Annotated in this window: 12 protein-coding genes and 2 pseudogenes; 10 read left to right on the top strand and 4 right to left on the bottom strand. The window is 47.9% G+C overall.

Going from position 1 to position 12,316, the window contains the following annotated elements; translation table 11 throughout:
• The first annotated feature begins 275 nt into the window (after window positions 1-275).
• On the top strand, window positions 276-2,693 hold the full coding sequence (helD, locus tag KQJ23_RS22830; RefSeq protein WP_216481200.1) for an RNA polymerase recycling motor HelD: 2,418 nt from the start codon (window positions 276-278) through the stop codon (window positions 2,691-2,693).
• A 70-nt stretch (window positions 2,694-2,763) separates the two neighbouring features.
• Here helD and KQJ23_RS22825 read toward each other — a convergent pair.
• Window positions 2,764-2,958 (bottom strand): annotated as a pseudogene (locus KQJ23_RS22825) (GNAT family N-acetyltransferase); the annotation flags it as partial.
• A gap of 182 nt (window positions 2,959-3,140) precedes the next feature.
• Between KQJ23_RS22825 and KQJ23_RS22820 the strand changes: the two are divergent.
• Together KQJ23_RS22820 and paiA are read left to right on the top strand one after the other, a co-directional pair.
• Window positions 3,141-3,540 (top strand): annotated as a pseudogene (locus tag KQJ23_RS22820) (MarR family winged helix-turn-helix transcriptional regulator).
• A gap of 30 nt (window positions 3,541-3,570) precedes the next feature.
• Window positions 3,571-4,092, top strand: a complete 522-nt coding sequence (gene paiA / locus KQJ23_RS22815) for a spermidine/spermine N(1)-acetyltransferase (RefSeq protein WP_216481198.1) — start codon at window positions 3,571-3,573, stop codon at window positions 4,090-4,092.
• Here the strand turns inward: paiA and KQJ23_RS22810 are convergent.
• Window positions 4,089-4,835, bottom strand: a complete 747-nt coding sequence (locus KQJ23_RS22810) for an EcsC family protein (RefSeq protein ID WP_216481197.1) — start codon at window positions 4,833-4,835, stop codon at window positions 4,089-4,091. The two genes, paiA and KQJ23_RS22810, sit on opposite strands and share 4 nt — an antisense overlap.
• Window positions 4,836-5,076: 241 nt before the next feature.
• On the opposite strand from KQJ23_RS22810, the gene KQJ23_RS22805 reads away from it, so the two are divergent.
• Both KQJ23_RS22805 and hfq read left to right on the top strand, forming a co-directional pair.
• Window positions 5,077-5,685 (top strand): GNAT family N-acetyltransferase, encoded by a 609-nt coding sequence (locus tag KQJ23_RS22805; protein ID WP_216481196.1) that lies wholly within the window; start codon window positions 5,077-5,079, stop codon window positions 5,683-5,685.
• A gap of 111 nt (window positions 5,686-5,796) precedes the next feature.
• A complete protein-coding gene (hfq, locus tag KQJ23_RS22800; RefSeq protein ID WP_216481195.1) occupies window positions 5,797-6,021 on the top strand; it encodes an RNA chaperone Hfq in 225 nt (74 codons plus the stop codon).
• 40 nt (window positions 6,022-6,061) lie between these two features.
• Here hfq and KQJ23_RS24220 read toward each other — a convergent pair whose 3' ends face one another.
• Complete coding sequence (locus tag KQJ23_RS24220; RefSeq protein WP_430522328.1) at window positions 6,062-6,172, bottom strand: helix-turn-helix domain-containing protein; 111 nt, start codon at window positions 6,170-6,172, stop codon at window positions 6,062-6,064.
• 44 nt (window positions 6,173-6,216) lie between these two features.
• Here KQJ23_RS24220 and KQJ23_RS23870 point away from each other — a divergent pair, with 44 nt between their 5' ends.
• From KQJ23_RS23870 to KQJ23_RS22785, 3 genes are all read left to right on the top strand, one after another.
• Window positions 6,217-6,498: a DMT family transporter gene (locus KQJ23_RS23870; protein ID WP_249530003.1), complete on the top strand. Its 282-nt coding sequence runs from the start codon at window positions 6,217-6,219 to the stop codon at window positions 6,496-6,498.
• Window positions 6,474-6,806: a chaperone CsaA gene (csaA, locus tag KQJ23_RS22790; RefSeq protein WP_216481194.1), complete on the top strand. Its 333-nt coding sequence runs from the start codon at window positions 6,474-6,476 to the stop codon at window positions 6,804-6,806. The genes KQJ23_RS23870 and csaA overlap by 25 nt, the downstream gene beginning before the upstream one ends.
• Before the next feature lie 158 nt (window positions 6,807-6,964).
• Window positions 6,965-7,843, top strand: coding sequence for a cation diffusion facilitator family transporter (locus KQJ23_RS22785; protein WP_216481193.1), 879 nt, complete (start codon window positions 6,965-6,967; stop codon window positions 7,841-7,843).
• A 139-nt stretch (window positions 7,844-7,982) separates the two neighbouring features.
• On the opposite strand, the gene KQJ23_RS22780 is transcribed toward KQJ23_RS22785, so the two are convergent.
• The gene (locus KQJ23_RS22780) at window positions 7,983-8,915 is read right to left on the bottom strand and encodes a DMT family transporter (protein ID WP_216481192.1); all 933 of its coding nucleotides are present in this window, start codon (window positions 8,913-8,915) and stop codon (window positions 7,983-7,985) included.
• Between the two features lie 134 nt (window positions 8,916-9,049).
• On the opposite strand from KQJ23_RS22780, the gene KQJ23_RS22775 reads away from it, so the two are divergent.
• Both KQJ23_RS22775 and KQJ23_RS22770 read left to right on the top strand, forming a co-directional pair.
• Window positions 9,050-9,907: a LysR family transcriptional regulator gene (locus KQJ23_RS22775; RefSeq protein ID WP_216481191.1), complete on the top strand. Its 858-nt coding sequence runs from the start codon at window positions 9,050-9,052 to the stop codon at window positions 9,905-9,907.
• A gap of 141 nt (window positions 9,908-10,048) precedes the next feature.
• A complete protein-coding gene (locus KQJ23_RS22770; protein ID WP_216481190.1) occupies window positions 10,049-12,271 on the top strand; it encodes a heavy metal translocating P-type ATPase in 2,223 nt (740 codons plus the stop codon).
• The last annotated feature ends 45 nt before the right edge of the window (window positions 12,272-12,316 follow it).

Raw genomic sequence — 12,316 nt, 5'->3', positions numbered from 1 at the left:
TTTTGTTTTACATTTTTTTAAAAGGAGGCTTACCCTTAGTCATCATTGTTTATGACTTTTGGGACAGCCTCTTTAACTTTACGGCTGAGTGCATGTGCTGTGATGAAAAAAAATAAGTTGAACGAAAAATTACGCTATGATAAAATCAATAGCGTGTTGACAATTGAGGTGAAAATGTATTTATTTTTATCCCTACTATAATAATACATCAAACATTTCCGTTTGTCAACACACTTTCTTACCCAAAATACGGAAGAGGAGAGTGCTGGTTAATTATGGAATCCAAGGAGTGGCGGCTGGAACAGAAGCGGCTGGATGAGGTCAGAGACAAGCTGCGCAAGAGAATCGCCAAATTGGAGCCGGAGGTTGCCGGGCTTGGCGATCAGGCGGCAGATATTCGCAAGCGGTTCTGGGAAGAAGTTACGATTAATACAAGTACGGATGAAGATTTCGAGGAGACCTTCCATACGATTAATCAACAGTCTGCGTTATTGGCTGAGCGGGAACGGGGACACAGATTACTGCTGCAGCAGTGCAGGAATATGAAGCGTCTGCTTCCGTCCCCTTATTTTGGGCGGATTGATTTTAACGAAGACGGGCTTGGCTTCGCGGAGCAAATTTATATCGGTGTATCCTCCTTTATAGAAGAAGATGGGCTGAGCTTTCTGATCTATGACTGGCGCACGCCTATTGCGAGCCTGTACTATGATCACGCTCCTGGGCGGGCTGCTTATACGACGCCAGGCGGAGTTATTGAAGGAACGATGGAGTTAAAACGGCAGTTCCAGATTCAGAATGGGCAAATCCGCAATCTGTTCGACGCGAGTGAAACGATTGGGGATGAGCTGTTGCAGCAAGTACTCGGCAAAGGCGCAGATTCGCAAATGAAGACCATTGTCGCAACGATCCAGAAGGAGCAGAATGCCATTATCCGCAACGAAAAGAGCCGGATGCTCATCGTGCAAGGCTCTGCCGGAAGCGGCAAGACGTCGGCGGCATTGCAGCGGGTGGCTTATTTGCTGTATAAGCACCGTCAGACCATCAAGGCGGATCAGATTGTGCTTTTTTCGCCCAATCCGATGTTTTCCAGCTACATTTCCACCGTTCTTCCGGAGCTGGGAGAGGAGAATATGCAGCAGGCGACCTTTCAGGAATATCTCGATTACTGGCTAGGCTCTTCTTTGAGGGCTGAGGACCCCTTTGACCAGATGGAATATGTGCTGACAGGGCAAAGCGAAGAAGGATATGAAGCGCGTGTTCAAGGAATCCGCTATAAGGCATCCGAGGATTTCCTGAAGGCGCTGGTTCATTATGGCGAGTGGCTGGGACATGAGGGGATGCAGTTCCACGGGATCCAGCTTCAGGATCGTGAAATGCTGACGGGAGAGCAAATCCGATCGCAGTTTTACAGCTATGACCGCAGCTTGCCGCTTCGTAACCGGATGATCCTGTTGCAGGAATGGCTGCTGAAGGAGCTTTCTGCGTTGGAACGTCGGGAGCGGGAAGCCTCTTGGGTTGAGGATGAGCTGAATTATCTCGATAAGGAGCAGTACGCCGAGGTCTTCGGTATGCTGCATAAGGATCGGGAGGTGCTCGATCTGGCGGAGCAGTATGCTACGGTCTACGAAAAGCTGAGCAAAAAGCGGAGGGAAGATGAAGGCGACTTTGACTTCGCCCAGAAGGAGGAAGAGCTGCTTCGTGTCCAGGTTGTGAAGGGTTACTTCATGCCGTTAAGGAAAATAGTAAAGAAGCTGGACTTCATTGATTTCAAGGGGATTTACGATCAATTATTCGTTGACGAAGCGGCGTATCTGAAGCGAACGAACAGCGGTGCCGTTCCTCCGCTTTGGGATGATATATGCCGGCAATCCAAACAGGCGCTGGAGCAGAACTTGCTGCTGTACGAGGATGCAACTCCGTATCTGTATGTCAAGGAGTTGATCGAAGGCGTGCGGACGAACACGGAAATCCGCCATGTGTTCGTGGATGAGGGCCAGGATTATTCTCCGTTTCAATATGAATATCTGAAGAAGCTATTCCCGCGCGCTCGCATGACGGTGTTAGGGGACTTTGGGCAGGCTATCTTCATGCAATCGACCATCCTGGATGCAAAGGACTCGCCGCTGATCTCGCTGTTCGGCGAAGCGGATACCGAGCTCATTCGCCTGGTTCGCAGCTACCGTTCTACAAAGGAGATCGTGGAGTTTACAAGAGCTATGCTGCCGGGCGGAGATGAAATTATGCCGTTTGAACGGCACGGATTCAAGCCCGTTCTGGCGAAGGTTCACCGTAAGGAAGAACGGGAGCGTCAGATTCGGGCCGACATTGCATCGCTTAAGGCCGAGGGCTTTGATTCGATTGCCGTCATTACGAAGACTGCAGCAGAGAGCAGGGAAGCCTATGAAGCTTTGCGGAGTTATGGAGCCGAAGGTCTTAGGCATGTTACGAAGGAGACACCTATCTTTGAAAAAGGCGTCATGGTGATTCCGGTGTATCTGGCCAAGGGCGTGGAATTTGATGCTGTCCTGGTATACGATGCTTCATCGCAGGCCTATGCCCAGGAGAACGTACGAAAGCTGCTTTATACGGCGTGCACACGGGCGATGCACCGGCTCTACCTCTATACGACTAGTGATTGGTCACCGTTCGTAGAGACTTTGCCTGCCGGTTTATATGAGGAAGTCTCCAGATAAGTGTCATCATCTAAAGGCAGTGAATGAAGCAACAGCGGCAGTTTCTAAGGAAGCTTACCGCTGTTGCTTTTTATTTGATTGCGGCCAGCTCTTTTATCATGAGCAAATGAGGAATCCCGTCCTCGATAAATTCATCCGAGGAATTCTGGTAGCCAAGCTTGCTGTAAAAAGCCTGTGCCTGCGACTGGCCGTGCAGCTTCACCTTCCGGCATCCCTTTTCCAAGGCGATCTCTTCCAGGGCCAGTACTAATTGCTTGCCGATGCCGCACGCCTTGCTCGGTGACAAAGACGGCTATTCTGATGGCCAAGGCAATTTCCAGTTCCTCCTGCCGGGATATTCTTTGGATGCTGTTCATAGGTTCGCTCACACTTTCCTCTAGTTTTAGTCAAGTATATCGGTTATTATTATTGTTGTAAATACAACAAAAAGATTGGGCAGGGGATGACATGAAGGAAATCCTTCGCGAGGTAGGAATGATTGCAAGAGCGTTAGACTCTATAAGCAATATAGAGTTCAAGGAGATGGACCTTACCAAGGGGCAATATTTATACCTTGTCCGGGTTTATGAGCATCCCGGCATCATTCAGGAGAAGCTCGCAGAGATGATCATGGTGGACCGGACAACCGCTGCGCGCGCAATCCAAAAGCTTGAAGCCCAGGGATTTATTCAAAAAAAAGATGATGAAACGAATAAAAAAATAAAGAGATTATTTACAACTGAAAAGGGGGATCAAGTGTATCCCGTCCTCAAGAGAGAACACCCTGCTGCAATTACTTCGGCGGGTCCGGGAGAATGTCGAAAAGGACTGGACCTTTGTGAAGAAGGGACATAAACGACAATATTAATGGCATTAACAATCAAAAGGAGACGGAACGATGAATACAACCATAAGAACCTGTACGATGGATGATCTAAGCTTGCTTCAAGCCATTAGCATTGAAACCTTTAACGATACATTCAAGCATCAAAACACGCCTGAAAATATGACCGCCTACATGAATCGAGCATTCAACCGCGATCAGCTTGCTCGTGAATTGGCCCAGGCCCATTCCACATTCTATTTTGTCTATGCAGGAGAAGAGGCGGCAGGGTATTTAAAGGTGAATAGAGAGGAAGCCCAATCTGAAAATACGGGTCCTGCATCGCTGGAGATTGAACGAATTTACGTCCGTACGGGTTTTCAGGGACTAGGCTTCGGCAAAACGCTGATCCAGCTGGCCATAGACATTGCCAAAGAAGAGAAGAAGGAAAAGCTCTGGCTGGGCGTGTGGGAGAAGAATAAGCGGGCCATTGCGTTCTATCAAAAATGGGGATTCGCACAAACCGGAGCTCATTCCTTCTATATGGGTGAAGAGGAGCAAAGAGATTATATATTGGAGAAACCCGTGGAAGGTTAGTCCCATAACGCGAAGTCATCATGCAGTCTCCGAATCCGATAAGCGTTCATGGCGAATTCGCGCAGCTCCTCCAGGATGGTATAATTCGCCCATGCACCGGCAACCGCACCGATTCCCGGCACCATTTGCAGTATCTTCTTAAAGTCGATGGCATCGCGGTATTCGAGCTGGAAGGTCTCCCAGTCCATTTGATGAGCATATTCGGCGTCGGAGAGCCATTGCTCCTTTTCAATATGCCAGTGCTTGATGGAATCCAGCAGCCTTGCGCGGTTTTCCGTCCCTGAGAAGGTCATTTGAAACACCTTGAGAATAAATACCCGCTCCGAGAAATGCTTCGTATCATAGCCATAGACATGAGCCAGCTCGAATAGATATTTCATCTTGATCGCAATTAGCGCCGGAAAGTCTACCATGCTTAGCATGATTCCGCCCGCTCCCGTGCCGGCACCTTCGGCTACTGCGATTTTCTGATACAGGGCGAACAGTTCTTTCGCCTCTTCGTCAGCCCCCTCCAGCTCAGGAGTGAACCGCACCGGACGCCCGGGCGTATATTCGGCCCCGAACAGGGCCGTACGCACAATCGTGCGAATGGTTGTCGTAATTACTTCATGCACCTTCGGAGGAAGCCATTGATTGATCTGGCTGCCGATCGTTTTCGACGTTTTTTCCAGCCATCCGGGCGGTTTAAACATCCTAAGCTCCCACTCGGTAATATCTCTCAGTACTTTTTGTTCGTAATTCATAAGCATCGCTCCTCCGAAAGACTTTGTCATATTGTAACAAATTGGTTCGGAATACAACACAGACCATGGGAGGTAATGGGTCTCGACTATGGTCCAGGATAGGCGCTACCATCAAATCCGTCCCGGGTATCAAGTGAGTTCATTCTTCAGGCGGGTGTGGGCGGCGGTTCAACGAGCTATTATATAATTAAGATGAATTTTACGACAGTTGTTCCACTTGAAGGAAGGGGGGGTGCCGTACATGAATCGAGTGAATCACTTTACGATCTCGAGTTTGGCCGAGCTTGATGGCCGTATGCTGAATCAGACTGTACAGTTGTTCGTTGAGGGCTTCTTTAAGCAGGCAGCTGATCTGATGAAGGTGGGCCTGCAGCCTTGTGCCGACGCTTTCAAGCATTCTTTTATAAAAGAGCATTATTATGTAGCCCTGCAGGACGGGAATGTGTTAGGATTGCTGGCTGTCTCGAGCAGAAAAGGACGTTCTCATGCCTTTAATAAAAGTATATTTCAGCAGGAATTCGGTTTTTGGAAAGGAAGTTTGGTTCATTATTTTTTGAAAAAGGAACTGGAAAAACCCATTAATCTGAATCCCGAACAATGCTACATTGAGTCTGTCACAACTTCGGAGAAAGCAAGAGGGCAGGGTGTAGCCACCGCGCTGATACAATATTTGTTCGAGCACTTAGAGTATAAAGAGTTCCTGTTGGAGGTCGTGGATACAAACGTGAGCGCATTCCGGCTGTATGAACGGCTTGGATTCACCGTATTCAAGCGCAAAAAGGCGGGATTCTTCGATAAGAAGAGCGGCTTTAACGAAAGATGGTATATGAGACGGGTAAGGAAACCTTGAAGGTTCAAAAGCGAATTTTTCTATTCCTGAACCGTCTTGTGCTATACTAAACAAAGCGGCAGCCCATTAAAATAGGTCGTACAAAATCCTTTAGAGAGAGAGAGGGATAACATGACGAATAACGAGAGTGAAAAGAAAAACGAGCTCGGGCAGGAGAGTCAGCTCTATGACCTGAGAAAAAAGCAGCTTGAATGTACGATTATTACAACGAATGGTGTTCCTGTGAAAGGAGTCATCGAAGCGTACGATAGGTTTGTCGTATTGGTTCGTACTTCTGCCGGGAAGCAGAGCTTGATTTATAAGCATGCCATCTCCACCATTTTGGCCAACAAGTAAAAGGAAACAGCAGGAGATCTTCATGATCCCTGCTGTTTTGTCATATCTGCTCATTTCTCTGCCTGCGAAATTCCTTGGGCGTTATATGACGGTATCTCTTAAACGACTGGATAAAATGATTTACATGGTTAAATCCAACGCTCCCCGCGATTTCAGTATCGGATATTCTGTCTCTTTCAGCAGTTTACAGCTTCGTTGTATCCGATATTCTGCCAAGTAATCATTCCGACGATTTTCGGACAGTATATTTCCAATATTTTGCTGGAATTGCTTGGAGCTACTACCGTTTCCGTTGGCATCATTGGCGAGCCAGTACTTGCCATCCTGCTTGCCTATTTGTTTATAGGAGAAGGCATTTTAGTCACACAGTTCATAGTCGGGATGATGACGCTGATCGGCGTAGGAATTTATTTTTGGTCCAATAACAAATCAGAGAAAAAGGAGAACGAGAGATGGCAACCATTGAGGATTTCTTGAAGCTTGATATACGTGTGGGAACGATTAGAAAAGCGGAGTTTTTTGCAGAGGCTAGGGTACCGGCGATCAAGCTTGAGATTGATCTGGGTCCCGACATCGGATTGAAAGCTTCCAGTGCGCAAATTACGAGACGCTACCAAGCAGAGGAGATCATCGGCAAGCAAGTAGTTTGCGTTGTTAATTTTCCTCCAAGACGGATCGCAGGGTTCAAGTCGGAGGTATTAGTGCTTGGGGGAGTACCGGAACAGGGCGACGTGATTCTATTGAAGCCGGATATGGCATTGCCGGACGGAACGCCGATTGCTTAACAACAAGGCCAGCCAAACAGTTCTATTATTTTGACCTAATGCAACCTTCTTTGACCAGTGACATATTTCGTCCCTAGTAAAAAAACGTTTCTCTAGACCCACTCAAATTGTGTCTGATAGTATGGAACATGCAATGTCGAGCGGAGGGAGAAGCGAGAATGGAACAGCAGCAGCGGTATGAAAAGTTGAAGATGGGGGAGCGGGGAGCTATTGTAAGCATTGTTGCTTATATTTGTCTTTCGGCTCTGAAATTATTTATCGGAAACCTGTCCGGCTCAGAAGCGCTTCGGGCGGATGGTTTGAATAATGCGACAGATATTATAGCCTCTATCGCTGTTCTGATTGGCCTGAAGTTTGCCCAGCGTCCCGCGGATCAAGATCATCCGTATGGCCACTGGAAGTCCGAGACGATCGCTTCATTAATCGCTTCCTTCATTATGATGGCCGTCGGCCTGCAGGTTCTGTTCAATGCGATATTCTCTGTCTTCGAAGGCAAACATGAATCTCCAGACCTGATCTCTGTATGGACAGGGCTGTTCTGTGCGGTGGTGATGTACTTCGTCTATCGTTACAATAAGAAGCTGGCCGATACGATCAAAAGTCAAGCCGTCATGGCTGCTGCTAAGGATAATTTCTCGGACGCCCTGGTTAGTGTCGGTGCCGTGATCGGAATTGTCGGATCCCAATTTGGTATTCCATGGCTCGATCCGGTTACGGCGATCATCGTAGGGATAATCATTTGCAAAACGGCGTGGGATATTTTCCGGGATGCCTCGCATCATTTATCTGACGGGTTCGATGAAGGTGCGATCGAAGCCTTCAAGGAGACGGTGAGCCAGGTTCAGGGCGTGGAGGAGGTCAAGGAGATCAGAGCACGGAATTACGGCAGTAATGCGGTAGTGGATGTCGTGCTTTCGGTCAAGGGAGATCTGGAATTCCATGAGGCTCATAATGTAGCCACCAACGTGGAGAATGAGCTGAAAAAATCCTCCGAGGTGCTGGAGGTGCATGTTCACTATGAGCCTGCCAAATCTTAAATATAGTTCAACAACTTTCATCATCATAGCCGCCCGTGCGAAACGGGCCTTTTTCGTATTCCGCCATTGAACATAAGCGCAACTTGACCCGCTTCGTTCATGTCAGGACACGTGTACTGAGATAGCAAATGAGCCAGCTTTAATTATGTAACTTCTGCGCTTTCCGTTGATAGAAATTATTCTGGATCAATGCAAATACAACGAGCAGCGTACCATAGAACTCATTCAAGCTAATCTCATACCCCTGAACAGCCATGAGCACGAAAGTAGTAACCGGGACCAGGCAGATGAATAAAATCCCGTTGGCCGGTGACAGCCATTTCATGCCGGCATTCCAGCTGAGCAAGGCAGTTAAGCCGGGGAATAGAACCATAAACAATAGATGATATTTAATCGAGACGACATCCTCCCATTGCGGGACGGGGAGCCATTGAAACAGAGAGGCCGCGGCAACCACCACAAAGGAGACGACCGTTCCCAGTAAACAGGTTATTGTGGAATACCTCAAGACCGACCAGCGCGGAAAGCTGCTTCCTCCCATTGAATACAGTACCCATCCCACCGCACCGAGGAAAATCAGCATTACTGGAAAGAAGTGATCCTGGATCATGGAAAAGAAGGATAGACTCCCATTTGTAATGACGAGCATCGCACCGGCAAAGGCGGTAAGAATGCTGATCCAGATTGCGGCCGAAGGTGATTTTCTCGTACTCACCCAGATTAGGACGATAGAGATCATCGGCATTAAGGCTTCCATAATTGAAGCAATAATCGTACCTGCTTCACCCATCAACTGCTGACCGGAGAAGATCATAAAGTTATACAAGGTAAAGCCCATCGTTCCATAGAAGAGAAGCTGCTTCCCCTTACCCTCCATACGAAAAGCCGACTTCCCTTCTTTGATGAAAAGAAGGGGGACAAGCAGCAGGGTGACGAAGAAGTAACGTAAAAACGAAAAATAGAGCGGATCAATGGACTGCAAGGCCAGGTGCGCCACCGGGAACATCGCTCCCCATGACATACTGGCAATCAGACAAAGCAGTGTTCCCAATCCTATCCTTCTGCTATTCATGGCTGTATCTCCAATCAAATGAATTAACTGGCCTTATCATAAGGGATAAGAAGGATGGCAGTAAAATGATTGGAAATGAACTTATGTATCATTTAAAATGATAGATAATTTACTAAGGATATGGGGATAGAGCCATGGATATCAAAGATCTGCGAATTTTCAAAACGGTTGCTGAGCTAGGCAGCGTAAGCCAAGCAGCAGTTCAGTTAAACTATGTGCAGTCCAATGTAACCGCAAGAATTAAACAGCTGGAGGCTGAACTCCATACAGAGTTATTCTTTAGGCACAAGCGGGGAATGATTCTGAACTCCGAAGGGAAGCGGCTGCTCGAATATGCAGAAGAGATTCTGAAGCGTTGCGATGAGATCAAGCGGGAATTTCTGAATCAGCATGCTCCATTGGGAATCCTGCATTTAGGAATTGTTGAGACGATGATTAGCCTGCCAGGAATATTATCCTCGTTTATTGACAAGCATCCTAATGTAAACATGGATCTCCAAGTCGGAGTCAGTGAAAATCTGTGCCAGGAAGTAGTGGACTTTAAGCTGGATGGCGCCTTTGTTACAGGGCCGGTCAAACATCCTTTGATCGATTCCTGTGAGGTCTTCCGCGAGGAATTAATCATTGCCACGAAAAACCCATCATTTGCGATTGAGGATGCGGCGAAGATCCCGCTTTTGCTGTTCAACAAGGGCTGCAGGTATCGGGAAAGGCTGGAAGGCTGGCTGAAGGAGGAGGGCGTCGTGCCGCAAAAGATCATGCAATTCGGCACCTTTGACACGATTATCGGAAGTGTGGCAGCGGGAATCGGGATGACGATTGTTCCGAAATCATCAGTCAGCTCGTTACTTCGGGAGGGCAAGCTCAAGGGTTATCCTGTTCCTGAGCCGTTTAATGAAGTAACAACTGTCTTCATCCATCGGAAGGATACATATATCACCAATACCCTTCAATTATTTATCCGTGAGCTTCACGCGTGGAATAGAAGCTGATAGATATTCTATTCGAACTCCCATTCGCTGGAATCAAGAGAAATGACTAACGTACTTTGTTGACATCAGAACCAGGAAGGAATATATTATATATGAACAAGTGATCATATATAATCTTCTTTTGCGAAGAGAGGGATAAACATGGAACAAAGCAATTCAGCATCGAAGCAGAAATTAATCCTGGAAGGACTGGACTGTGCAAACTGTGCCCTGAAAATTGAGCAGGGAGTTCAGAAGATTGACGGGGTTGCAGCTTGCTCGGTTAATTTTGCGAACAAAACGTTAACGATAGAAATTTCAGGGGATCGTTCTGAAGAGATTCTTGAGCAGACCAAGCAGAAGATTCGCAAGCTTGAGCCGGATATTAGAGTCGTAGAGCCCCATTCACAATTGAGACATAAGCAAGGCCAACGTCAAGAACATAATCATCCCCACCCGCATGATCATCATGATCATGGTGCCCAAGAAGCTGCGGATGTTCACGGCCACTCCCATGACCATGGGGCGAAGAACACCAGAGTCATGATCATCCGGCTGATCGCCGGCTTGGCTATCGGTGCGGCAGCCTTTGCGTTTGCCTTAAGCCGAGAACTGGAACTGATTCTGTTTATAATTTCCTACCTGATCGTAGGCGGGGATATTGTTTTAAAAGCGCTGAAAAATATAATCAGAGGACAGGTATTCGATGAATACTTCCTCATGTCCATCGCGACCGTAGGCGCTTTTGTAATCGGGGAGTATCCCGAAGGTGTGGCCGTCATGCTCTTCTATCAGATCGGCGAGCTGTTCCAGAGCATTGCCGTCAACCGTTCGCGGAAATCGATCAGTGCATTGATGGATATCCGGCCCGACTTCGCAAATTTAAAATTCAATGATGAGATTAAAAGAGTTAATCCGGATGAAGTACAGATCGGTGATTTAATCGTCGTTCGTCCCGGAGAGAAGGTACCGTTAGATGGAAAAGTGATCGAAGGAAATTCAGCTATGGACACCTCGGCACTGACCGGGGAGTCCGTACCTCGCGAGGTGACCGCGGGGGAAGAGGTCTTGAGTGGATTTATCAATAAAAATGGCGTCCTGACCATCGAGGTGACCAAGGTATTCGGAGAATCTACCGTTGCGAAAATTCTGGACCTGGTCGAGAACGCCAGCAGTAAGAAGGCGCCGACGGAAAACTTCATTACGAAGTTTGCCCGCTATTACACGCCGGTGGTTGTCATTGTCGCCGCTTTGTTGGCGGTGGTCCCGCCGCTTCTCTTCAGCGGTGAAGCCTTCTCGGAATGGGTATATCGGGCATTGGTATTCCTGGTCATTTCTTGTCCGTGTGCCCTGGTCGTATCGATCCCGTTAGGCTTCTTCGGCGGTATTGGCGCTTCATCCAAGAATGGAATTCTGGTGAAGGGCAGCAACTATCTGGAGGCATTGAATGATGTTAAATATGTTGTCTTTGACAAGACAGGCACGTTAACCAAGGGTGCATTCAAAGTGAATGGCATTCATCCTCAAAACGGCTGGACTGAGCAACAACTCCTGCGTTATGCAGCGTTTGCTGAAATGCATTCCACTCATCCGATTGCAGAGTCTATTCGGGAAGCCTTTGGCGAGGAACTGAATGAAGCCTTGCTTTCTAACTACAATGAGATATCGGGCCACGGTATTCAGGTTGTGTTCGAAGGCAAGGAGGTGCTGGCAGGCAATGCGAAACTCATGCAGAGAGATAACATTCATTTCTCGGCACCTTCTGGATTGGGAACGATCGTCCATATTGCAGTGAATAAGCAATACGCTGGTTATCTAGTCATTGCGGATGAAGTCAAGGAGGATTCGGCGCAGGCGATCTCCTCGCTGAAACAGTTGGGCGTGAAGAAGATCGTTATGCTGACCGGGGATATCAAAGCAGTAGGGGAAGCGGTTGGTAAACAGCTCGGCGTGGATGAGGTGCGATCTGAACTTCTGCCGCAGCATAAGGTCGAGGAGCTGGAGATGCTTGACCAGCAAAAGGGAAGCAAGGAGAAGATCGTGTTCGTCGGCGACGGCATCAATGATACGCCTGTGCTGGCCCGGGCAGATATTGGCGTGGCGATGGGCGGCCTCGGATCGGATGCGGCGATTGAAGCAGCGGATATCGTCATTATGACCGATGAGCCCTCGAAACTGTCCTCCGCGATTTATATCGCAAAGAGAACCCGGAGAATCGTATGGCAGAACATCGTGTTCGCCCTGTTGGTAAAAGCGGTCTTCCTGCTTCTGGGGGCCTTCGGAATCGCAACGATGTGGGAGGCTGTATTCTCGGACGTAGGTGTTACACTGCTGGCCGTCTTAAATGCCATGCGCGTATTGAAGATTAAACCTAACTTGAATTAAGAGACAACTGAATAGAGCTGCTACGAATCGGTTGGATGAAATAAG

Source organism: Paenibacillus brevis (assembly GCF_018919145.1).
Taxonomy (GTDB): Bacteria; Bacillota; Bacilli; order Paenibacillales; family Paenibacillaceae; genus Fontibacillus; species Fontibacillus brevis.
Note: the sequence above shows the minus strand (reverse complement) of the source record. Positions and strands in the feature narration are given on the sequence as shown.